Annotated in this window: 23 protein-coding genes and 3 pseudogenes; 2 read left to right on the top strand and 24 right to left on the bottom strand. The window is 40.3% G+C overall.

The window, feature by feature from the left end; genetic code table 11:
* Window positions 1-93: 93 nt before the first annotated feature.
* From ACPC58_RS02780 to ACPC58_RS02765, 4 genes are all read right to left on the bottom strand, one after another.
* Window positions 94-372 carry a DUF3165 family protein gene (locus ACPC58_RS02780; protein WP_024391047.1) on the bottom strand — a complete coding sequence of 93 codons (279 nt, stop codon included), beginning with the start codon at window positions 370-372 and terminating at the stop codon, window positions 94-96.
* Between the two features lie 14 nt (window positions 373-386).
* Window positions 387-2,237, bottom strand: a complete 1,851-nt coding sequence (gene typA, locus ACPC58_RS02775; RefSeq protein ID WP_434065165.1) for a translational GTPase TypA — start codon at window positions 2,235-2,237, stop codon at window positions 387-389.
* Window positions 2,238-2,454: 217 nt separating this feature from the next.
* Window positions 2,455-3,447: an aspartate--ammonia ligase gene (gene asnA / locus ACPC58_RS02770; protein ID WP_434065164.1), complete on the bottom strand. Its 993-nt coding sequence runs from the start codon at window positions 3,445-3,447 to the stop codon at window positions 2,455-2,457.
* Window positions 3,448-3,530: 83 nt separating this feature from the next.
* The gene (locus ACPC58_RS02765) at window positions 3,531-4,580 is read right to left on the bottom strand and encodes an MmcQ/YjbR family DNA-binding protein (protein ID WP_434065163.1); all 1,050 of its coding nucleotides are present in this window, start codon (window positions 4,578-4,580) and stop codon (window positions 3,531-3,533) included.
* A gap of 74 nt (window positions 4,581-4,654) precedes the next feature.
* Between ACPC58_RS02765 and ACPC58_RS02760 the strand changes: the two genes are divergently transcribed.
* Window positions 4,655-5,047: a (deoxy)nucleoside triphosphate pyrophosphohydrolase gene (locus tag ACPC58_RS02760; protein WP_217374176.1), complete on the top strand. Its 393-nt coding sequence runs from the start codon at window positions 4,655-4,657 to the stop codon at window positions 5,045-5,047.
* A gap of 24 nt (window positions 5,048-5,071) precedes the next feature.
* On the opposite strand, the gene ACPC58_RS02755 is transcribed toward ACPC58_RS02760, so the two are convergent.
* The 15 genes and pseudogenes from ACPC58_RS02755 to ACPC58_RS02685 all read right to left on the bottom strand — a co-directional run.
* Window positions 5,072-7,945 (bottom strand): DEAD/DEAH box helicase, encoded by a 2,874-nt coding sequence (locus ACPC58_RS02755; protein WP_434065162.1) that lies wholly within the window; start codon window positions 7,943-7,945, stop codon window positions 5,072-5,074.
* A gap of 84 nt (window positions 7,946-8,029) precedes the next feature.
* On the bottom strand, window positions 8,030-8,530 hold the full coding sequence (locus ACPC58_RS02750; RefSeq protein ID WP_434065161.1) for a hypothetical protein: 501 nt from the start codon (window positions 8,528-8,530) through the stop codon (window positions 8,030-8,032).
* Between the two features lie 15 nt (window positions 8,531-8,545).
* The gene (locus ACPC58_RS02745) at window positions 8,546-9,100 is read right to left on the bottom strand and encodes a hypothetical protein (protein WP_434065160.1); all 555 of its coding nucleotides are present in this window, start codon (window positions 9,098-9,100) and stop codon (window positions 8,546-8,548) included.
* On the bottom strand, window positions 9,085-9,291 hold the full coding sequence (locus tag ACPC58_RS02740) for a hypothetical protein (RefSeq protein ID WP_434065159.1): 207 nt from the start codon (window positions 9,289-9,291) through the stop codon (window positions 9,085-9,087). The genes ACPC58_RS02745 and ACPC58_RS02740 overlap by 16 nt, the downstream gene beginning before the upstream one ends.
* A 181-nt stretch (window positions 9,292-9,472) precedes the next feature.
* Complete coding sequence (locus ACPC58_RS02735) at window positions 9,473-12,121, bottom strand: valine--tRNA ligase (protein ID WP_434065158.1); 2,649 nt, start codon at window positions 12,119-12,121, stop codon at window positions 9,473-9,475.
* A gap of 267 nt (window positions 12,122-12,388) precedes the next feature.
* Window positions 12,389-12,961, bottom strand: coding sequence for an AAA family ATPase (locus ACPC58_RS02730; RefSeq protein ID WP_217374180.1), 573 nt, complete (start codon window positions 12,959-12,961; stop codon window positions 12,389-12,391).
* Window positions 12,958-13,347, bottom strand: coding sequence for a VOC family protein (locus ACPC58_RS02725; RefSeq protein WP_434065157.1), 390 nt, complete (start codon window positions 13,345-13,347; stop codon window positions 12,958-12,960). The genes ACPC58_RS02730 and ACPC58_RS02725 overlap by 4 nt, the downstream gene beginning before the upstream one ends.
* Before the next feature lie 241 nt (window positions 13,348-13,588).
* Window positions 13,589-13,975, bottom strand: a complete 387-nt coding sequence (locus ACPC58_RS02720; RefSeq protein ID WP_130555008.1) for a helix-hairpin-helix domain-containing protein — start codon at window positions 13,973-13,975, stop codon at window positions 13,589-13,591.
* A 15-nt stretch (window positions 13,976-13,990) separates the two neighbouring features.
* Window positions 13,991-14,245, bottom strand: a complete 255-nt coding sequence (locus ACPC58_RS02715; RefSeq protein WP_130555007.1) for a DUF1912 family protein — start codon at window positions 14,243-14,245, stop codon at window positions 13,991-13,993.
* 200 nt (window positions 14,246-14,445) lie between these two features.
* On the bottom strand, window positions 14,446-16,047 hold the full coding sequence (locus tag ACPC58_RS02710) for a CTP synthase (protein WP_217374183.1): 1,602 nt from the start codon (window positions 16,045-16,047) through the stop codon (window positions 14,446-14,448).
* 166 nt (window positions 16,048-16,213) lie between these two features.
* The gene (gene rpoE / locus ACPC58_RS02705; RefSeq protein ID WP_434065156.1) at window positions 16,214-16,798 is read right to left on the bottom strand and encodes a DNA-directed RNA polymerase subunit delta; all 585 of its coding nucleotides are present in this window, start codon (window positions 16,796-16,798) and stop codon (window positions 16,214-16,216) included.
* Window positions 16,799-16,974: 176 nt separating this feature from the next.
* Window positions 16,975-17,394: a hypothetical protein gene (locus ACPC58_RS02700; RefSeq protein WP_434065179.1), complete on the bottom strand. Its 420-nt coding sequence runs from the start codon at window positions 17,392-17,394 to the stop codon at window positions 16,975-16,977.
* Window positions 17,301-17,675 (bottom strand): annotated as a pseudogene (locus ACPC58_RS02695) (metal ABC transporter solute-binding protein, Zn/Mn family); the annotation flags it as partial. The gene ACPC58_RS02700 and the pseudogene ACPC58_RS02695, both read right to left, overlap by 94 nt.
* Before the next feature lie 251 nt (window positions 17,676-17,926).
* The gene (gene tig / locus ACPC58_RS02690) at window positions 17,927-19,210 is read right to left on the bottom strand and encodes a trigger factor (protein ID WP_434065155.1); all 1,284 of its coding nucleotides are present in this window, start codon (window positions 19,208-19,210) and stop codon (window positions 17,927-17,929) included.
* A 160-nt stretch (window positions 19,211-19,370) separates the two neighbouring features.
* A pseudogene (locus ACPC58_RS02685) lies at window positions 19,371-19,764 on the bottom strand (chlorophyllase/cutinase-like alpha/beta fold protein); the annotation flags it as partial.
* Window positions 19,765-19,938: 174 nt separating this feature from the next.
* Between ACPC58_RS02685 and ACPC58_RS02680 the strand changes: the two are divergent.
* Window positions 19,939-20,265 (top strand): TetR/AcrR family transcriptional regulator, encoded by a 327-nt coding sequence (locus ACPC58_RS02680; protein ID WP_434065154.1) that lies wholly within the window; start codon window positions 19,939-19,941, stop codon window positions 20,263-20,265.
* Here the strand turns inward: ACPC58_RS02680 and ACPC58_RS02675 are convergent.
* The 5 genes and pseudogenes from ACPC58_RS02675 to truA form a co-directional block, all read right to left on the bottom strand.
* Window positions 20,213-20,377, bottom strand: a pseudogene (locus tag ACPC58_RS02675) (Rrf2 family transcriptional regulator); the annotation flags it as partial. The gene ACPC58_RS02680 and the pseudogene ACPC58_RS02675 overlap by 53 nt on opposite strands.
* Window positions 20,378-20,523: 146 nt before the next feature.
* Entirely contained in the window at window positions 20,524-21,087 is a 564-nt protein-coding gene (locus ACPC58_RS02670) for a TIGR01440 family protein (RefSeq protein ID WP_434065177.1), read from the bottom strand.
* A complete protein-coding gene (locus ACPC58_RS02665; protein ID WP_312314313.1) occupies window positions 21,068-21,553 on the bottom strand; it encodes an ECF transporter S component in 486 nt (161 codons plus the stop codon). Before ACPC58_RS02665 ends, ACPC58_RS02670 begins: the two co-directional genes overlap by 20 nt.
* Window positions 21,543-22,304 (bottom strand): bifunctional hydroxymethylpyrimidine kinase/phosphomethylpyrimidine kinase, encoded by a 762-nt coding sequence (locus tag ACPC58_RS02660; RefSeq protein WP_434065153.1) that lies wholly within the window; start codon window positions 22,302-22,304, stop codon window positions 21,543-21,545. Before ACPC58_RS02660 ends, ACPC58_RS02665 begins: the two co-directional genes overlap by 11 nt.
* Entirely contained in the window at window positions 22,294-23,043 is a 750-nt protein-coding gene (gene truA / locus ACPC58_RS02655; protein ID WP_024397064.1) for a tRNA pseudouridine(38-40) synthase TruA, read from the bottom strand. The genes ACPC58_RS02660 and truA overlap by 11 nt, the downstream gene beginning before the upstream one ends.
* Window positions 23,044-23,091 lie beyond the last annotated feature (48 nt).

Below are 23,091 nucleotides of genomic sequence, written 5' to 3'. Positions count from 1 at the left end.
TAATAAATAGTCTTGTTAGATTTTTAAACATGCAAAAAACCACCAGCAAGTTAAGCTGGTGGCCGAAAGGAGGCATTCACGTTTTCACAAATTTTAGTAGGTATCTCTCTTCGTTCTTGATGAACGTTTGGTATTTGGTTTATCTAAATGATGTATATCCCACATAGCCCAGAATGCAATCATGAGCATGATGATGGCAACCCAGACATGAGAAGAAAATTCTAAAACCTTTAAAAAAGCTAATAAGAGGGCTATAAAAAGTGCTACCAAAACAAATACTGCAACCATGAGATTAATGGTTCCTCGAATATTGTTTGGTGCTGCAAAGATATAAAATAGCACCAGCAACATGGCTAAGATTAGATAAAACATGCCTCTCCTTTTTCTTATCCTTCTTCAGTCGCTAATTTTTTCTTTTTAGCAGTCTTATCACGCTCTGCCTTGTTCAAGACTTGCTTACGAAGACGAATGGATTTTGGTGTGACTTCCATGTACTCGTCATCATTCAAGAATTCAAGTGATTCTTCAAGAGTCAAGATACGTGGTGTCTTAATAACCGCTGTTTGGTCTTTGTTCGCTGAACGAACGTTGGTCATTTGTTTAGCAGTTGTGATATTAACAGTCAAATCATTTTCACGAGAGTTTTCACCGATGATCATTCCCTCGTATACTTCAGTACCTGGATTGATAAAGATGGTACCACGTTCTTCGATACGCATGATAGAGTAAGTCGTTGCCTTACCTTGGTCGATAGAGACAAGGGCGCCACGGTGACGACCTCCAATTTCACCAGGAACAACTGGTAGATACCGATCGAAAGTATGGTTCATGATACCATAACCACGAGTCATTGAAAGGAATTCTGTAGAATAACCAATCAAACCACGCGCAGGTACGAGGAAGACAAGTCGTGTTTGGCCATTACCTGTTGAAATCATATCCAACATATCACCCTTACGCTCAGAAAGGGATTGGATAACAGCGCCTTGGTATTCTTCAGGAGTATCGATTTGCACGCGCTCAAATGGTTCCATCTTCACGCCGTCGATCTCCTTGATGATAACTTCTGGACGTGATACTTGAAGCTCATAGCCTTCACGACGCATGGTTTCAATCAAGATAGACAAGTGCAATTCACCACGACCTGAAACGGTCCATTTATCTGGTGAATTTGTTGGGTCAACACGAAGGGATACGTCTGTTTGCAATTCAGCCAAGAGACGCTCTTCAATCTTACGTGAAGTTACCCATTTCCCTTCACGACCGGCAAATGGTGAGTTGTTCACCAAGAAAGTCATTTGAAGAGTAGGCTCATCGATACGAAGAACTGGAAGTGCCTCAACTGCATCTGTCGGTGTTACTGTCTCACCAACGAAGATGTCTTCCATACCAGAAACGGCAATCAAGTCACCCGCTTTAGCTTCTTGGATTTCTTTACGCTCAAGACCGAAGAAACCAAAGAGTTTTGTAACGCGGAAGTTTTTCGTTGTGCCATCTAGTTTAGAAAGGGTAACTTGGTCACCAACTTTAACAGTACCACGGAAGACACGACCGATACCGATACGACCTACGAAGTCATTGTAGTCCAAAAGTGAAACTTGGAACTGCAATGGCTCATCTGAGTTGTCCACTGGAGCTGGGATATGCTCGATGATGGTATCAAAGATTGGTGCCATTGTTTCTTCTTGGTCATCTGGATTATCAGACAATGAAGAAGTACCATTAATCGCTGAAGCATAGACAACTGGGAATTCCAATTGATCGTCGTCTGCCCCAAGTTCGATGAAGAGTTCAAGCACTTCATCCACTACTTCTGCAGGACGAGCAGATGGTTTGTCAATCTTATTCACAACCACGATAGGTGTCAAGTTTTGTTCAAGCGCTTTTTTCAACACGAAACGAGTCTGTGGCATGGTTCCTTCATAAGCATCCACGACAAGGACTACACCATCAACCATTTTCATGATCCGCTCAACCTCACCACCAAAGTCCGCGTGTCCTGGTGTATCCATGATGTTGATACGAGTACCGTTATAAGCTACGGCAGTATTTTTTGCAAGGATGGTGATACCACGCTCTTTCTCAATATCATTTGAGTCCATGGCACGCTCATCCAAGTGCGTACGCTCATCCAATGTTTGGGATTGTTTTAACAGTTCATCAACGAGGGTTGTTTTTCCGTGGTCAACGTGGGCAATAATAGCAACGTTACGGATGTCTTCTCTAAGTTTTGTCATAATATCCTCTGTATATTTTAATTTAACTAAAAAAGTATATCATAGATTGGCCTAAAAATCACAAATAATCATGTTGTAAATGTTTTCAACAATGAATTGCAAGTATTCAAAAAGAGAATAAAAATAAAAAAGTTTGGAACTTCTAAAATAAGTCCAAACATTCTTATCATTTTCCTATCGCTGGCAAGGCCATTTTGCACAATTCTTTATCCTGTAATTAAAGAATATTTTCAAAGGTGTCACGAACATCTTGTGGCCAAACGCTAGATTGCACTTCACCGATATGTTTCTTGCGAAGCAAGAACATAGCCAAACGTGATTGACCAATCCCTCCACCGATTGTCAATGGGAACAAGCCATTCAAGAGTGCACGGTGCCACTCATATTCTAAACGGTCTTCATCGCCTGTAATGGCAACTTGGCGTTTGAGTGCTTCTTCGTCAACACGAATCCCCATTGATGAGATTTCAAAAGCTGACCCAAGAACTTCGTTCCATACCAAAATATCTCCGTTAAGGCCTTTATAACCTGCTTCAGATGGGCTTGTCCAGTCATCATAGTCAGGTGCACGGCCATCATGTGGTTTACCATCTGCCAATTCACCACCGATACCGATTAGGAAGACCGCACCGTATTCCTTGGTAACCACATTTTCACGCTCTTTTGGTGTCAAGTCTGGGAAATTTTTCACCAAGTCTTCTGTGTGAACAAAGGTAATCTTCTTCGGTAAGACAGATTCGATATCGTAGCGCGCTTCAACCGCAAGCTCTGTCAATCGAATGGCCTTATAGATTTGTTCGACCGTTTCCTTCAAATAAGCCAAGTTGCGACGACCATCAGGGATGACCTTTTCCCAGTCCCACTGATCCACATACACCGAGTGAATCGGATCCAAGGAATCCTCATCTGGACGCAAGGCTTTCATATGTACAAAAAGACCTTCTCCTTCGTGAAATCCAAAGCGAGCCAAGGTATGACGCTTCCATTTTGCAAGCGAATGAACCACCTCATAAGTAGCATCTGGTATCAGCTTCACATTAACGGTAACTGCATTCTCCACACCGGACAAATTATCCTGCATACCATCCCCGACACGACTCAAAATCGGTCCTTGCACTTCTACGATATCTAATTTGTCTTTCAAATACTGTGTAAATGTATTTTTGACAAAAGAAATCTCCTCTTGCTGATGAATGAAGCTTTTCTTCATACCTGCTCCTCCTTAAATTTTAATAGTCTTATTATACCGCTTTTTTTGCAGATGTAAAGAGTTTTATTAAATATTCTGATAATTTAATAATTATTTATCACTTCCGATCTCAGAACGTCTATCAATTCCTTTGTGAGGCGTCTAGGACCACGTACCGCCTTGACCCCTAAGTCCAACATACGCTCCCTCGGTAAGACAGCATCAGATAGCTGCGCAATCAATTCCACCTGCATAACTTTCTTCTCTGTAGGAATGTCTGATTCCCCGCGTTTTTCTAAGTTCGCCCCCAAGACACGGCAGACATAGCGGATGGCCTGTACAGGCGTCGTCACATAGATGGCTACAATATCTCCAGCTTGAATGGTTGATTTTTGTGGCCAATAGACTATCTTATTTTCCGCAAACTCGGTATCAATATCATAGACCTTTGGATTGGCAGGAATAACCCAGTAATCCGGCCCTTGCTCCGCCTTGTAGGATTTTGGTCCTATCTGATGGCGACTTTTCTCAAGGAGGGCCAAAATCGCCTGGTCCTCCACCGTATCATCCAGCAAGACCGACACCCAGGTCTTCTTTGACATATGGTAGGCAGGATAGATGCCCGACTGACTCAGCAGCTCTGCTATTTCCCGAACATCGACCTTGAGATTGACAATCTCCACTAGCTCTTGGTCAGCGCTCCCATCCAGCTTGTCCCTCGGAATCTGACTGACCAGGGCGTACCACTTATTATTGGAGGGATGGCGAAAGGCCCCATAGGTCGGCAACTTGGCAAAGGGATAGTCAGGAAGGTCGCCCCACTGCTCCTTGATGAGCTGGGCTATGCGGTTGCTTTGGTCCTTGGAAAATGGCAGAGCAACACAACAATCATCCTCTACCCGAGCCAAAATGGACTGATAAGCCTCACGCACCTGCCCCACAAAAGCCCCTACTGCCGCAGTCACCAGATGGGCGGTATAGACCTCCTCCATCTCACAATCCCAGATAAAGGACGACAGCTGACCAGCCTCATCAACCTCTACCACCGCCTCAAACTGCCCCTCCATGAACACCTCACGGTAGGTGTAACGATTGTCGGCAAAGGTGAAACCGAAAGGAATGAGGGAGGGGAGGTTGGCTCTTTGTCTAGACATTTTAACTCCTTTAAAGTAATATATAGAGAAAGTATAACAAAATCTGTAAAAGAGTTTATTGTGGAGGTCAAATCTTGTCAAAAAAAATTATTAGTGTGGTAGCTGCAGCAATTGAAAAAGATGGAAAAATATTTTGCGCTCAACGGCCTGAAGGAAAAAGTTTAGGAGGCTATTGGGAATTTCCTGGAGGAAAGCTTGAGCAAGGTGAGACTCCCGAAGAAGCTTTAATTCGCGAAATTAAAGAAGAATTTGATTCTGAAATTGAAATCGTTTCCTTCATCAATGAAGCCTCCTATGAGTATGATTTTGGTATTGTTACAATGAAAACTTACCGTTCAAAATTACACACTGGAAATTTAACATTATTAGAACACCAGGATTCTAAATGGCTTCCCATCGAAGAGTTAGATACATTAGAATGGGCTCCAGTAGATCTTCCTGCCGTCAAATGTTTGCAACAAAAATAGAGATTCCAGCGAATCTCTATTTTTTTATTTATCTGTCAAGTACTTATACAAGTTTGTCTCCACAGGTGAACCTATCTTAAATAGCATTTGAACTACCGAGTCTCCAGATTTTATTATTTCACTTGCACTATTTTCAACGTATCTTAGTGGACCAAGATAATAAAATTCTCCGGCTTCTGAATCATCTTTAATGACAAAAAGTTCTAGCCTCAATCCATTTTCATTAGAATGAATAATAGTCGATACATCATTAGAATCCAATGTACGTTTGTTCTTTGAGAACCACTTTAATGTTGACTCATTCAGTAATTCATCTTCGTATTTGATCGTATCACTAATATCTTCACTTTTATGGTAAGTGATGAAAATCGGACAAGAATTAGTTTCCTTATCAATTTTGTATCCACCAATATTTAAAGGCGGCTCATCTTTTGAGACATTCATTAATTTAAGCACGTCACGTCGGGTATATTTTTGCCCTAGTGTAAAAATTTCAGGATACTCTTTCGATTTTAGAATCCCTGTTTCAATAACATCCAAAAATAATTGAGTGAATTTGGTATTATTCACCAAAGATTCTTGGATTTCTTCATTCAACCGATACAGTTCACCGTCAAAAGTAACCAGTGCATCCGTACCATATTTCTTTTGCTCCTGGGCTTTTAGAAATGATAGGTCCAACACTCTTGTTACCGAATCTAAAACATCTGTTTGAAAATCTAAATCATGCTCAATAATACATTCAAACCATTTATCTGACGAAACTAGTCCCTCATTTTCGACAAGCAACTTCAACAAATACAGTTCATGTTTTCGTTTCCCGTTCAAAATTTCAAACGTAATAAAATTCAAAAATCGCTTTTCAACTTCTGATAGAAGGATTGTTTCTTCTGAAAACTTATTGATGACATCTCCATAATTTTGAAAACTGGAGTTTTCAAAAAAGACAAGCGGATCAATGCTGTTTAATTTTACGAAATCTGATAGATACGGAACTCTACCCAACTTATTCTCTAAGTCTTTAAAAGCATCTCGTAAAATTTTGATTGATGAGAGTGTCGTATTTGTGATAGAAGAAAAAATTTGTTCTTTGGCAACCTTCTCAAAGTTGATTGTCGTCAATCCTTTTAAGATGTTGGGCTCTCTGACCTCACGACGATAATTGTCTTTGTTCATAGACTGATCACCAAAGAGTGCTACTGGAATTAGATAGTTGTTTTGATAGTTTCCAATGAAATCAATAATCGTAACATATTCTTTGGAATCGTGCTTTCGCAAGCCTCGTCCTAATTGTTGAATAAAAATGATACTCGATTGGGTATTGCGAAGCATGACAACCTGGTTGACACTCGGAATATCAATTCCCTCATTAAAAATATCAACTGTCAGAATATAGTCTAAGTTTCCATTTTCTAAGTCTTGAACAACTCTCTGTCGTTCCTCTTGGCTATGTTCCCCAGAAAGAGCGCGTGTACGGAGTCCTCTTGCATTAAACTGTCCCTCTAGCTCTTTTGCTTCATTTACTGAAGAACAGAAAATTAAACCTTTTACCGTTTCTCCACTTACTCCATAATAAGTAACTTTTTCTAAAATATGATTAACTCGTTGTTCTGATACTAGATTCGAAAAACTGGCTTTCTCATCTATTAACTGGCCATCAATCTTAATGTCTGAAACACCGTAGTATATAAATGGACAAAGCATATCATTATCAAGTGCCTCTTGTAAACGGATCTCATAGGCAATATTATAGTCAAAAAGCTCATAAATATTTTGTCCATCTGTTCGCTCTGGTGTTGCTGTCATCCCTAAATAAAAATCTGGCTGAAAATAATTCATCACTTTTTTATAGGAGTCTGCACCTGCTTTATGAACCTCATCAATCAAAATATAGTTAAAGAAAGTTGGGTCAAAAGCTTGAAGGTTATCTGCTCTCGAAATCGTCTGAATAGTCGCAAAGATATACCTCTTCTGTGATATATCCATCCCACTCTTATAAATACAGCCCTCATCATCCTCAAATCCTAACACTTTTTGAAAATCTTTTAATGATTTTTGTAGGATTTGTTCTCGGTGGACTATAAATAACATTCGATCTGGATTGTATTGTTTGACATCAAAGGCAGAAAGATAGGTTTTACCTGTTCCAGTTGCACTGATGACCAGAGCTTTGTGAGCACCATTTTCCCTAACAGTTGCGAGGCCTTCCAAAGCTTGCTCTTGCATCTTGTTGGGACGAATGGTTTCTTGGTAAGATGCTATTGACTCGTCCTGAATCGACGCTGTTTTTATCACTGTCTTTCGACGAGCCGAATAAGCATTGATTGCTTCTATATCTAAAATGATTGATTTTTCCCAAATACGTTCAAACTCTTCTTTGGCATTCTGGATAAAATCACCATTATGTGTTGAAGTCAATTTCACATTCCACTCATAGTTAATTTTCAAGGCTGTATGAGTTAAATTTGAACTACCTGAAATGATAACTTGTTTATCTTTTTGCTCAAATAGATAAAACTTAGCATGCATTTGCAAATTGACTGGTGTTATCCGTACTTGGACATTTTTCAGTTTAAGCAATTCTTTCATCGCTATGGGATCATTAAAATCTAGATAAGGGGAAATCAAAATTCTCCCCTGAACTCCCTCATCCGCCAAATCTGATAATTGACTTTTAATTAGGGCTAGTCCAGACTGAGTAATAAAAGCCACACTGAAAGCAAATGATTTAGCTTTGCTTAACTCTTCTTGAATATCATTTAAGACATAACGATGAGTCTCTGTATCATTTATTAAAATTTTAGGCGAATAGACCCCTTCTTGAAAAATCTCTCTATCGATAAAACCATATTGTAAGGAGTGAAGAAGGTGGTCTTGGAATAAGTTGTTGTTGGACATGATAGGTTTCCTTTATCTCTATATAGAATTATTATCTGTAAAATTCAGAAAATTGTAAAGTCAGGAAACAAATTTTTTAATAACTTAGTAGAAAATTTTCTCCACATCCAAGGGAATGAGCCTCCACTCTCCATTTTCCCTCCACGGTGCAACCAAATTATCCTCCTCTTTAAGACCAGTATAAACGCAGTTGAATCTCAAAGATTCGGTTCTTATCGAACTATCTTGTTCCCATTCTACTTTCACAGTAATCTCTGACTTTGCATATGTTTTTTCATCAATCGTTATGAATTCAAATGAATTATATTTCTTTTCATTAAATATTTCTCTTATTTGACCTGCCCATTTTCCATTGGAAGTATTCATATTTTTTGCATCTTCTAATGACTTCGAAAGTTGTCCATAATTTCCATCTCTCCAGTATTCGAACATATCTAATATAGGGTATAAATATGAATACTCGCCATAATCATCTCTTACACCACTTACGGGAATATCAGTACCGAGAATTATATCCCGTCTTTTCCAATTTGCTATTTCATCATCAAACTTCTTTAGTTCCTGATATCTATTAATCAAATCCACAATAGATACATTTGTTTATGATTTAACAAACCTATTTTTTCTCTCAACCTCATTTGTTTTTTGCTTTATCCAATCAGCGACAGCAAAAAGTAATGAAACACACTTGCAAGATACATACTCATTACCAAAGTTAATATCCCTTCCATGTAATATTCCATTTCTGTATGGCAATCTAATTTCATCTTTATTCGTTTTTCGTCGACTAGATGTAAAAATTGATACTATTTCTTTTAAAGACTTATTACTACCCACAAATGAATCCCATACATTTAGTTCCAAACCTTCTGCAAACAAACCTTTGTTATCTTTGTTTTTTGTAAAATCATTAACTGCACCGTCAACAATGATTAAACCAAGTGGCACGCTACAAATATAATTGCCTTTAAAATGTTCCTCAAAAAATACATCTATCAAATGAGACCTATCTAAAAGAACTTTGGAACTTTTTTTAATCCAAGGCACTTTTTTTCTTACTTCATTTTTGAAGTAAGCTAACAGTATTCTTTCTGCTTTATCAATACCATTTTTTTCATATTCTGAGTTTACTCTCTGCACTATATCAAAGTCCATACTTTCATGGAACACCAACCTTGTTGAGAAAAATTTTCCATAAATAGGGCAGATTCTTGAAAAAAATTAGAAACCGAACTTTTAAACTCAGAAATTTCTGACGGCACTTCTCCATTCAATAATATAGAAAAACCTTCCAAATTACTAGGTTGATCTATTAAATAATTTAATGATACCAAATTATTATCCATTTGATTGGCCTCTTATACATAATATATTAAAAATAATTATAACACAAAACCCAGCCTCCTTAGGCTGGGCATTTAGTTAATCTAGTGCGGTTAAAATCAGCTTGAGAATAGGAATCGACACCGCAGGTAGTACTTGAGTACAGCAAGGTAAATTGACACAGCATCAAGGGATGTTAGCCCACTAGACCAGTTTCCTCATCTCTTCAATCCGCGCTACTGTCGCATCATATTTTGCTTGGTAGTCGGCTTGTTTTTCTTTTTCTTTTTCAACGACTTCTGGTTTGGCGTTGGCCATGAAGCGTTCGTTGCTGAGTTTTTTGCCGACCATGTCTAGTTCTTTTTGCCATTTGGACAATTCTTTGTCTAGTCGAGCCAACTCTTCTTCTACGTTGAGGAGGTCGGCTAGTGGCAGGAAGATTTCAGCACCGGTGATAACGGCTGACATAGCTAATTCTGGTGCAGCGATGCTTGAGCTGATTTCCAACTGCTCTGGGTTTGTAAAGCGTCGGATATAGTTTTCATTTGCCTTGAAGAAGGTTTCAAGCTCAGCATCCGCTGTCTTAATCAAGATGGTAATCGGCTTAGAAGGGGCAACATTGACTTCTGCTCTGCTATTTCGCACCGAACGAATCAAATCCTTGAGGCTTTCCACTCCCTTGTGAGCTTCAGCGTTTTCAAAGGCTGGGTTGGCCACAGGGTAGGCCGCCACTACGATTGAGCCTTCTGCGTACTGAGCGAAGATCTCTTCCGTCACAAACGGCATGATAGGGTGGAGGAGGCGAAGGATTTGGTCCAGCGTGTAGAGAAGGACAGAGCGGGTCATAACTTTCTCGGTCTCGTTGTCGCTGTAAAGCACTTCCTTGGTCAACTCGACATACCAGTTGGCAAACTCTTCCCAGATGAAGTTGTAGAGAATGTGACCAGCCACACCAAACTCGAACTTGTCGAAGTTTTCAGTAACCTTGACAATGGTTTCGTTGAGGTTGTGGAGAATCCAGCGGTCCGTCACGTTGCCAGCCTCGCCAGCTACGACTTTGGCAACATTCTCACGCGCCGCATCCAAAGTCAAGCCTTCATTGTTCATGAGGATGTAACGGGAAATGTTCCAAATCTTGTTGATGAAGTTCCAAGACGCGTCCATCTTCTCATAAGAGAAGCGAACATCTTGACCAGGAGCAGAGCCGTTTGACAGGAACCAACGCAAAGCGTCTGCACCGTATTTCTCGATGACGTCCATTGGGTCGATCCCGTTTCCGAGCGACTTGGACATCTTGCGACCTTCTTCGTCACGAATCAAACCATGAATCAGCACGTTCTTAAATGGCTGACGGCCTGTGAACTCAAGCGATTGGAAAATCATACGAGACACCCAGAAGAAGATGATGTCGTAGCCTGTTACCAAGGTTGAGGTTGGGAAGTAACGTTGGAAGTCCGCCGCGTTTTCGTCAGGCCAGCCCATAGTTGAGAATGGCCAAAGGGCAGAGCTGAACCAGGTATCTAGGACATCCTCATCCTGTACCCATCCGTCACCTGCTGGAGCCTCTTCTCCGACGTACATTTCGCCAGATTCGTTATACCATGCTGGAATCTGATGACCCCACCAAAGCTGACGCGAGATGACCCAGTCATGCACATTTTCCATCCATTGCAGGAAGGTATCGTTGAAACGCGGTGGGTAAAATTCTACCTTATCAGCTGTGTCTTGGTTGGCAATGGCATTCTTAGCCAATTGGTCCATTTTAACAAACCACTGGGTTGACAAGCGTGGCTCGACTACCACACCAGTACGCTCAGAGTGTCCAACGGAATGCACACGGTTTTCGATTTTAACAAGGGCACCCAGCTCTTGTAACTTAGCAACCGTTGCCTTACGAGCTTCAAAGCGGTCCATACCTGCAAATTCGCCAGCCAACTCGTTCATAGTACCGTCGTCGTTCATTACGTTGACTTGTGGCAGATTGTGGCGTTGTCCAACGAGGAAGTCATTAGGATCGTGGGCAGGTGTGATTTTCACAACCCCCGTACCAAATTCTGGGTCTGCGTGTTCATCCGCAACGATTGGAATTAACTTGTTAACGATTGGAAGGATAACGTTTTTGCCAATCAAGTCCTTGTAACGTGGGTCTTCTGGGTTAACTGCCACCGCAACGTCACCGAACATGGTTTCCGGACGAGTTGTCGCAACTTGAAGCGCACGAGAACCATCTTCCAACATGTAATTCATGTGGTAAAAGGCACCTTCTACGTCCTTGTGAATAACTTCTATATCTGAAAGAGCTGTGCGAGCTGCTGGGTCCCAGTTGATGATAAATTCGCCACGGTAGATCCAGCCTTTTTTGTAGAGTTCTACAAAGACCTTGCGAACAGCTTTCGACAGGCCTTCATCAAGCGTGAAGCGATCACGTTGGTAGTCCAAAGACAGACCCAACTTGCCCCATTGCTCACGAATGGTCGCCGCGTACTCATCCTTCCATTCCCAGACTTTGTCGAGGAATTTTTCACGACCAAGATCATAGCGCGTCACACCTTGCTCCCGCAAGCGTTCCTCAACCTTAGCCTGAGTCGCAATCCCCGCGTGATCCATACCTGGCAACCACAGGGTATCAAAGCCCTGCATGCGTTTCTGGCGGATAATGATGTCTTGAAGGGTGGTATCCCAAGCGTGTCCCAGGTGCAACTTACCTGTTACGTTTGGCGGCGGAATGACGATAGAATACGGCTTCGCCTCCGCATTGCCTGACGGCTTAAAGACCTCTTGGTCCAACCAAGTTTGGTAACGACCAGCCTCTACCTCGGCTGGATTGTATTTTGGTGATAATTCTTTTGACATTAGTTTTTCTCCTTTAGTATTCTTTAAGAAAATTGGTTTATACTATCTTCAGGCTAGAAATAGCCCAATTCTTTTTCATATAATCTCCTAGAAAACAGTCGATTTGGTCGGCTGTTTTCGTTTTTAGATTCTCTCATTACGAATCGTATATTTCTCCACTTAGATGGATTAGGCTTTCAGATTCATTTAAGTTTGAAGAGATATACTAACTATATAGCTAAGAATAGCAAATAAATTCTCTTTGAAATAGTCAGTCCTCTGGGCTGGCTATTTCGTTTTTTCTTGCTCAAGTTCCTCCATTTTTTGGATAATCAATAGAGCAACCTCATTGGCAGTAAGGTGGGTATTATTAATTTTATGATAATGGTAGAGTTGCTTAGGAGCAAATTCTGGATTAAAGTTTACAAACTTCATAGTATCTAGAATATCTTTTTCAGACCACTCAATATTTCTTTTCCAAGGTTTATGTTGCAGACGATTTTCAGTCACATTTCTTCTTAAACGTTCTTGCAGGTCTGTTTCCAATTCAATAAACAGAACAGCTTGATTCCTACTAAGATAAATCGCTTGAATCTGCTCTAAAAAGGATATATCTGCTGGATCATTAAAGTCAATAACAACTGTAAAAATCAAACCCAAATCAGTTTTCGCAGAGGTTTCAAAAAACTTCATACGAATATCATTTATAAGTTCTCTCGCTTCGTCAGACATTGGAAAAAATTTGGTTACAAAGTCGATTGATTCATGATTGTGAAATAAAACCAAATCAGTTAATCTTTCAACCTCCTGCCCAACGGTCATCTTGCCAGAAGCCTGTGCCCCAATAATAATTAGATTCATACTCCCTCCCCCACCAACTCTATCTTAATCCCGTCCGGATCTTCCAAATAGAGGGCATAGTTATCTGGCCCTCCTGCGTGGGGATAGCGGTCATCGTAGAGCAGTTTGACTCGTCTGGTCAAAAATTCCTTCCGCCATTGGTCAATGTCATCCGGTGTTCCCGCATGAAAAGCCAGATGATTGAGACCTGTACGGCAACGGTGATAACCTGGCTCTAGGAAGTCCTGTGGTGTTTGGACAAAGACCAGGTACTGCTCTGCTTTTTTAAAAGACAGCCCGTCCTCCCATTCCTGATAAAGAGAGTAGTCCAGCTTGGTCAGAAGAAAATCGTAGAATACACGTGAGGTTTCCAAGTCTGAAACGTAAATTTCAACATGATGTAGCATATTTCTCCTTTCCAAAATAAAAATCCCTGCCTAGACTTGCTAGACAGGGACGAAGTTATTCCGCGGTACCACCCTTGTTCAGATAATTTATCTGCACTTTGCTTATTCGATTCACATCATCAGCAACCAGTTTTGACATTTGTGCGGATTTCTCAGTACCACCGCTTCCTGTGACAAATGGGGCTCAAAACACCTCTGAATGGCTTTATTGTAACAAATTGAACCTTGAAAAGCAAGGGATTTAAGCTTTCAACTCAATCCCTTTTTCTTTCAACTGCTTAATGGTCGCTGGTCCGATTCCTTTAAGAGCCAAGAGATCCTTTTCTGTGTGGCTTGCAAAATCAGCTACAGATTGAATCCCAGCTTCATAGAAAGTTTCCAAACGCGCTGCTGCAATGCCTTCCAACTCAGGAAGTGCCAAAAAGTCTTCCAATGAAGCCGCTGAAGAAGTCACCTCTGCTACAACTTCTTTCACTTGTTCCACAGCATGTTCTACGAAAGTTTCAGCCTGATGTGCGACTGTCTCAACAGTTTCGCCAGCAGTTTCAAGACCGACACGCCCTGCTCGTCTCAAGTCTGCTAGTTGTTTTTTCAATTGTTTTTTACGATTTGCTTTTTTCTTTGACAATGCTAAATCCTCTCCTTAGTAATTCCGTTGACCAAGCAATTCATCTGGTAAATCATGAAATCCTTTATCAGCGTGGTAGTTGGCAAATTTCCCTTGAATAAAGCGATAGGCATCCAGCTTGCTCTCATAACGAATATATGCATCTGCAGCACGCTCATCCTTATCTTCTTCCAAAACACGGAGACTTTCTTCAACAGCCATTTCATTGACCTTGATTTGAGTGTTCACCCAAGCTTCAAATTCTTTTAAAAATTCTTGTTCTTTTGTCATTTTTTCCTCTTTCGTCTGTTTCAATAAAAAACACACCGACATATTATACCATAAAATCACCATTTGGAAAGTCAAAAAAATAGTCATTTCTTACACAAATATAATTATATCTCTATCAATTGGTGATGAGATAGCATCTAATTGATAAAAATAGGAAAGAGGAATCCACTGAAACCCTGTATTCCTCTTCAACATAACAGTTATTTGTTTTCAATCGCTGCCGTAACAAAAGCTGTATACAAACCTTCTGGACGATTTGGACGAGATTGCAGTTCTGGATGGTATTGACAAGCTACAAAGAATTTATTTTCAGGAATTTCAACAATTTCTACCAAACGGTTGTCAGGTGATACTCCTGAGAAGACAAATCCTGCTTTTTCAAATTGCTCACGGAATGCATTATTAAACTCGTAGCGGTGACGGTGACGACGTTGCACAACCTCTTGGTTATCATAAGCAGCAGCAGCCTTTGAGCCACGTTTGAGTTTACTTGGATACAAGCCTAAACGAAGTGTTCCACCAAGGTCTTCTACTCCAATTTGGTCACGCATGATGTCAATGATCGGATATTTAGTTTCTGGGTCTAATTCAAAGCTATTAGCACCTTCCAAACCTAGAACGTTCCGAGCAAACTCAACACAAGTCAATTGCATTCCCAGACAAATACCTAGCATTGGCACATCATTTTCACGCGCATATCGAATAGCTTGAATCTTACCTTCTGTTCCACGTTGACCAAATCCACCAGGAACGATAATCCCTTGGGCTTGGCTAAGACGCTCCTCTACATTTTCAGCTGTTAAATCATTGGCATTGACCCAGTCCAATTCGATAACAGCATCATTAGCATACCCGGAATGTTTCAAAGCTTCGACAACTGAAATATAGGCATCCTGAAGTTCGACATATTTACCAACTAGGGCAATTTTCACCGTTTTCTTCAAGTTCAATACCTTGTCTACCATTGCAGTCCACTCTGTCATATCTGCTGGTGGCACATCTAATTTCAAATGGTCGCAAACGATTTGATCCATATTTTGGGCTTGCATATTGAGTGGAATTTGATAAAGATGCTCAACATCCAGTGATTCAATCACAGCTTCTGGAGCCACATCACAGAATTGAGCCAATTTATTTTTAATTCCTTGACCTGCTGGCTGCTCAGTACGAATCACCAACATATTTGGTTGAATCCCCAGACCACGCAGTTCTTTAACAGAATGCTGGGTTGGTTTTGTTTTCATTTCACCAGCCGCCTTAAGGTAGGGTAGAAGTGTCGTGTGGATATACATGACATTATCTGAACCCACATCCGCTTTCATTTGACGAAGCGCTTCAAGGAAAGGCAGACTTTCAATATCACCAACTGTACCACCTACTTCCGTGATGATGACATCAGCATCTGTAGTACGGGCAGCTCGTTTAATTTTATCTTTCAAAGCATCCGTAATATGTGGAATAACTTGAACAGTTGCGCCCAAATACTCACCTTTACGCTCTTTACGAAGGACTTCGCTATAAATTTTACCAGTTGTAACATTTGAATATTTATTGAGGTTGATATCAATAAAACGTTCATAGTGACCTAAATCCAAATCAGTTTCTGCACCATCATCCGTCACAAACACTTCACCATGCTGATAAGGACTCATGGTTCCTGGATCAATATTGATATATGGGTCAAATTTTTGAATGGTTACCTTCAGTCCACGGTTTTTCAATAGACGACCAAGGCTGGCTGCCACGATCCCTTTACCAATAGATGAAACCACACCACCTGTTACAAAAATATATTTTGTCATGCAAACTCCCTTTCTACAAATCAAGCTAATTGAAAGATCTTGGGGAAAATCCTTTTACCAACCTGACGAAAAAACAAAAATAGCTCCCTATGAACTAGGGAGCTCCGACCTCAAAAGAGGTGCCCGATATTATCTTATCGCAATTTAGCTATCTTGTCAATTGATTTTAATCTTCCAAATTTTCGTCGTCAGAATAATCATCATCATCGTCAACTTCAACCAAATCAACATCCTCATCAACTAAGTCGTCTTCCGGAATGATTTCATTTATTTCAGAATCGTATGAATCCACTTCATCTTTTTCATCATCAGGATTTTCATCGCCATATCCTGATTCATCCGTATCTTCGTAACCTTCTTCATCTTCTGGATCATCATTACCATAATCAATGATATCATCATCTCCATCCATGAAGGCATTGACACGTTTTTTCTTACGTTTTGGTGCATCATCATCTTCTTCAAGAGTAATCACTTCTTCGTCGATCTCATCGATAGCATACCATGAACGAAGACCCCATTTATTATCCCCAAGTGGGATAAAGCTACCGTCCACATTCAAATCTGAATAGAAGATTGGTAGAGCTGCACGAATTTCACTATTTGATTTTTCAAGGTAATTTTGAATTTCATTGACCAAGTCGTTGAAATACATTTCATTGTCACGTCCACGTTCTTCCAAAATAGCACGAGCTACTTCAATCATGGAAAGTTCGCTTTTTTCTTGTCCTGCAAATACGTTAAGTTCCAAGGCTTTTCTCCTTTTTTGTCTTTCCTTTCTATTTTACGCTAAAACAAGCAAATAGTCAAAGAAACTGATGAAATTTTCGGAAATGATTACTGCCAATTTTTACTTTAGGGTCTAACAAATCTGCTGGATCAAAAATATAGCCATCTTTTGTTGTGTATTTCCCTGCAGACTTAGCTTCAGCCAGTTCTGTTGCAGAGTGAACAATCTGCAACAGAACTGGCTGGATCCAAGACGTCTTCAGCTATAAAGATATACCCATCATTGGTTGCAAATTTTCCCTGAGCACGCGCAGCCATCACTTCTTCTGCTGTATAAATAATTTGCCAGTTTTTCAAACCTACACGTTTGGTTTTTGGTGTTGCATTTAAAATAGGTGGCACAATGTCCGTCGCTTCTACATCACCATGTCCACTTGATGTCCAGGCGGATGGTCGAATGTCAGGGTGTTGCATGATATAGCGGATAGTCGCGATTTGCTCTTTGCTTAGCCATGTATGACGACTACTCCTACCATATTTATCAAGGGTATAGTTGTTGAGGCCTCTAAGACTTTGACGGATGACCCTTGTAAATTCGGTTCCAACCGATTCGCCCACGACTCCAGAATCCGTGAGTGATAAATAAAGACATCGGCATCATAAATAGCCTTAATATCTGCTGCCGATGGTTCATAAGAATGAATCCCCTACCTTGAACCAATCATTCGGACATCATTCCTTTCACCAGACACCTCCTTAACCAGTGAATAAATTGGGTAAAATGAAGTGACAACCTTCAATCCAGACAGAACCTGACTTCACTCCTTCTGCACTGAACAAGCAGCAAGAAAAAAAACAAGTACCATTAAGATACCGCAATGGATTATTTTCTTTATCATAATGTCCTTCTTTTTTATTAACCAGTTAACTATATCACAAGATAGTTAACCAGTCAAATATTTGTTTGGATTTATTTCCATCAACCAATCCAACATCAAACTATTGCTCAAGAACGACCAAGCCCAGTATTCCTATCTCTTATAGAAACGAGTTAGATCAATTTCATTCCTATTTGCAAACGGTATTTCCTAACTCTCTACAGTTTCCCAAATAAAAAACCCGACCATAGGTCGAGTTTTATCATAACCAATTATTTTACAGTTGCAGTGCTTGTAATCACTTCTACTGCTTTCTTCACAGCGATATCGTGTTTAAGCATTTCTGATGAAAGCAAGTTGCGAACTTGTTCCACTTCCATGTTGTATGTTGCTGCCAAGTCTTCGATTTCTTTGTTGATTTCTTCTTCAGTTGCTTCAAAGCCTTCTGCTTTAGCTACTGCTTCAACAACCAAGTTTGTCTTAGTACGTTTTTCAGCATCGGCTTCGTATTGTTTATGCAAGTCATCTTGAGTTGTACCAGTGATTTGGAAGTACATATCAGGTGAGATACCTTGTTGTTGCAAACCACCTAAGAATTCGTTGATTGCACGATGAACTTCTTCGTGAATCATTTCTTCTGGCAATTCAACGATTTCAGCGTTTTCAACTGCCAATTCAAGAGCTGCTGATTCAACTGCATCATCAAATGCAATTTCTTTTGCTGTTTCTAATTCTTTACGGTATTTCGCTTTCAACTCATCAAGTGTTTCTACTTCTTCGTCAATATCTTTAGCTAGTTCATCGTCCAAAGCTGGAACTTCTTTTGCTTTTACTTCATGGATTTTTGTTACGAAGAGTGCTGGTTTACCTGCAAGGTCATCTGCTTGATAATCTTCTGGGAAAGTAACTTCAACATTTACTTCTTCACCAGCTGCATGACCTACCAATTGTGCTTCAAAACCTGGGATGAATTGACCTGAACCAAGTTCAAGTGAGAAGTTCTCACCTTTACCACCGTCAAATTCAACTCCATCAACAGAACCAACAAAGTCGATGACAACAGTGTCACCTTCTTCAGCAGCACCTTCTTTGATGACCAATTCTGCCAAGTTATTGCGTTCACGTTCGATTTTCGCATCTACTTCTTCATCAGATACTTCTTTAGTTGCTTCTACTGAAACTGTCAAGTTTTTGTAGTCACCCAATTTTACTTCAGGTTTTGTCACAACTTCAGCATTAATAGTCCAATCTTGGCCTTTTTCCATTGACACTACTTCAATTTTTGGTTGTGCAACGACTTCAAGACCAGCTTCAGCAACTGCTGCTTCATAAGCTGCAGGTAAAAGTGCATTCAAAACATCTTGGTAAAGTGCTTCTTCACCAAATTTTTGGTTAAATACGGCACGTGGCAAGTGACCTTTACGGAAACCTGGAAGATTGATATCTTTCTTAACTTTGTTGAAAACGCGGTCCAATTCTGGTTTAATCGCATCTTGACCGATTGTGAAAGTCAATACACCGCGGTTTGTGTCTTTTGCTTCAAATGATACAGACATTCTGTCATTCTCCTTAAAATTTTATTGCATACTCTTCATTATAACACAATTGATAAGGATTTCAACGATTTTATGATTGAGTTTTGGGCAATTGGCAGAGCTGGAAACTAATCTTCTAATCTGGTTGTTGTCCAACATAAGCCGACCACTTGCAGTAAGTCAAGCTCGTTTCGGATGAAAATCTATTCCAAGAATATTCTTCCTCAGTACCAATGACAATAAAGCCCCAAAAAGCCAAATGTTTCAAAACAGCCGCATACTTAGAAGCTCTAACACCGGTACTATTAGAAAGTATCACTACTTGAAATTTTCTGGTTTCTGTTTCAATACTTGTAGGATAATATAGTTCATATTTTTTGAAATTTTGTAAAACATTGATTTCGAGATAGGAAACGTCATAGTTGCCCTGTCCGAGATACTTTTTCTCGGACAGCTCCTCCCGTTTCAACAACTTCTGTGTAGTTAGTCGCCACTGATGGCTTGCTGGCTAAATACAGGAACCCAATACTCAAACAAGCTATTAAAATCCCTATGCCGATTAAAACTTTTTTCATACTTTTTTTCTGTCCTTTACGGTATATTTTTTTAGAAACAAGTGTTTCGTTTTTTTATCAATATAGCAGATGAACAGTGGAAAAACTAGTCCCAGCTCTGCTATTTGCCCAAAAGGGAGCAAATGAAAGAAAGTGTTGCACATGGAAAGAGTGAAGAGGAAATAGTCGTTATTTGTGGAGAGTGTCGTGGAGGGTTTGTGGGAGTTGCTGGAAGACAAATCTTTTGAAAAGATTAGTGTGTCAGAGTTGGTGGAGCGAGCTGACATCGGTCGAGTTATCTTTTACCGAAACTTTTCTAATAAAGAAGAGGAACTCAAGCGGTCATTCAACACGGAGTTACAAGCCTGGTTGTCAGAACGGCAGATTGACTTGTCGGATTGGACGGATGGTCATCTATTATCGGCTCTACGCCAATTTTTTGACTTTTGGTATGAGCAACAGGATAAAATTCGCTTTTTGATTTGCTTAACTGGTAGCCTGATCGGCCTTGGTGTGAAGTGATTAAGCCTGCATTTTTCAAAAGTGCAATCACCTTGCGGATGTAACTAGCATTGGTGCCGACACTTTCTGCTAAGGCTTGCGAACTGAGAACTTCCTTGCTCTCACTAATCATAGTAAGAATGTGAAGGGCAACAGAAAATTTGTATCCATCATAAGATTTTCCTCTCTGTTCATGTATCAACTACAGAAACAAGATTAACATAAGAGTGTCTCATTCGAAAAAAAATTATTTAAAAAATCACAACCTTCTGGCTGTGATTAATTTTTCCGTATTTTATCCTCTACATACGCTGCACGAGCTCCACCAATCAATTTTGGTCGGCTAGCAAGCGCCGTTACATGGGCTTGCCCAATTTCCCGAAGTATTGGTCTAACTGGAACCTGCACATGTTTGATATGCATGCCGATAGCCGTATCACCTATATCCACGCCTGCTTGAGCAGTAATAAATTCCACTTCGACTGGATCTTTCATATACTTGAAAGCTGCCAACTGTCCAGAACCACCTGCATGAAGACTAGGCAAGACATTTACTATTTCCAAGTCTTTCTGAATTGCTAATTCTCTCTCCACGACTAAGGCACGATTGAGGTGTTCACAACCTTGGACTGCTAAATACAGACCCTTTGGCTCCAGAATATCCAAAATCGTTTCAACAATCACCTCACCGACTTCCAGACTAGAGTTTTTGCCGATATGTCCACCGATTACTTCACTAGAGGACAGACCCAATACGAAAATATGCCCTTTTTGAAGATTGCTAAGTTCTAAGACTTCCTCGACAATTTGCTGGGTTTGTTGTTTAATTTCGTTTAAAGACATCATTTATTGCACCAATTCTTTCTGCCGCCTGAGCTAGTAAATATCCCAGAACAAGACCTACTACATTTTGCAAGATATTTGCTACAAGACCCGTTACAGCATCTGCAACATTGTACATTAAACTAGATGCTACAAAATAGCCGCCAACCATGGATACAGTCGCCAAAACAAGACCAATCAGCTGTTTCTTACCTTTCCAACCAGCAAAATAACCTTGTGCGCCATGAAAAACTAGACTAAAGAAAGCCCACTGTGGATAACCTAACAGAAAATCAATCAGGAGACCTGACAAACCTCCAACAATCGCTCCTTCTTTCTTGCCCAAATAAAAGGCTGTAAAGAAAATACCTACATCCAATAGCGTAACAAAACCTGTTGGAGTTGGCACATGAATAAAGGCCAAAACCAGGCTAAGCGCCGTCAAAATCGCTAACAAAACTACATCCTTTGTTTTCTTATTTCTCATATTGAACCACCCCATATTCATCAGACGTCTCGATTGCCCGGTAGACAAACTCTTTCGATAACCGAACAGCCTCTAAAGGATCCTTGCCAAGTAAAAGTTGACTGGCAATGCTTGAAGCAAAGGTACAGCCCGCACCGACATTATTACTGGTCAAAATTGGTGATTCCAACACCTCAATCGTTTGCCCATCATAATAAACATCTATTGCCTTATCTTTGTCTAAACGATTACCACCCTTAATCACCACATGTTTAGCCCCTAACTGGTACAAATCACGCGCTGCCTGCTTCATTTCTTCGACAGTTTGAATGTCTCTTTGAATCAATAGCTGAGCTTCTGCCAAGTTTGGAGTGATAATGGTCACATATGGGAAAAATTTCAAGAGTTCGTCACGTAATTGGCTAACCTCTGTATCATGCGTTTCCTTGCAGACCAAAACAGGATCTAGCACCACAGGAATATCTTGGTGGGCCTGAATGACTTCCAAAGCCTGCTCTGAAATTTCAACGTTTGGAAGAAGTCCAATCTTAATTGCTGAGAACGGAACGTTCTTCAAGCTAGTAAGCTGATGAGCAAAAATAGTGGAATCCGTAGGAAATACTTCGAATCCCTTCTCTGTCATAGCTGTCAAACAGGTGACGGCAACAAAGCCATGCAATTTATGAACAGTATAGGTTGTTAAATCTGCATGGAGTCCACCACCGCTAAAAATATCATTACCTGAAAGTGCCAAAATATAATTAGTCTTCATAAATAATCTCCTTTAAATACAAGCCATTACCAGCAGCGGTAGGTCCAGCCAAATCGCGATTTTTTTCTTCCAAAATTCTCTTGATTTGGTGAACAGGCATGCGACCATTCCCAATTTTTAGGAGGGTGCCCACCATATTTCGAACCTGCTTATATAAAAAGCCATTGCCCGAAAAAGTAAAAATCAAAAATTGTCGTCGCTGGTCATATTCTAGTGTTGCAGACGTGATGGTTCGCACCTTATTTTCTACTGAAGTCCCAGAAGCTGTAAAACCAGTGAAATCATGTGTCCCCTCTAAGTCTTTGATGGCTTCTCTGATCAAAGAAAGGTCCAGATCATAAGGATAAAAGGTAGCATAATGCCGCATCATGGGATTTTTAGGTCGACCGATATCCACTAGAAATTCATAAGTTTTACTATGTTTGGCATAACGACAATGAAAATCATCCGCTACCTGCTCCACCTTGACCACATCGATATCCTCCGGAGTTTGCGTATCTAGGGCAAAGCGAAGCCTTTCCTCATCTCGAGTCCCCAGCAAGTCAAAATGTATCACCTGGCCATAAGCATGCACACCTGCATCTGTCCGACCTGCACCATGCACTGTTACTGAGTGCCCACTGTTCAACCGTTTCAAGGTTTTCTCGATTTCTTCCTGAACTGTCCGAGCATGAGGCTGACGTTGAAAACCAGAAAAATCATGCCCATCGTAGGAAATAATTGCTTTATATCTTGTCATGTTCTGATTGTAGCATAGGTGTGTAGGATGAACAATACAAAAAAAACT

Origin of the sequence: Streptococcus sp. VTCC 12905, from assembly GCF_049893385.1 — a bacterium.
Classification (GTDB): Bacteria; Bacillota; Bacilli; order Lactobacillales; family Streptococcaceae; genus Streptococcus; species Streptococcus suis_AA.
Note: the sequence above shows the minus strand (reverse complement) of the source record. Positions and strands in the feature narration are given on the sequence as shown.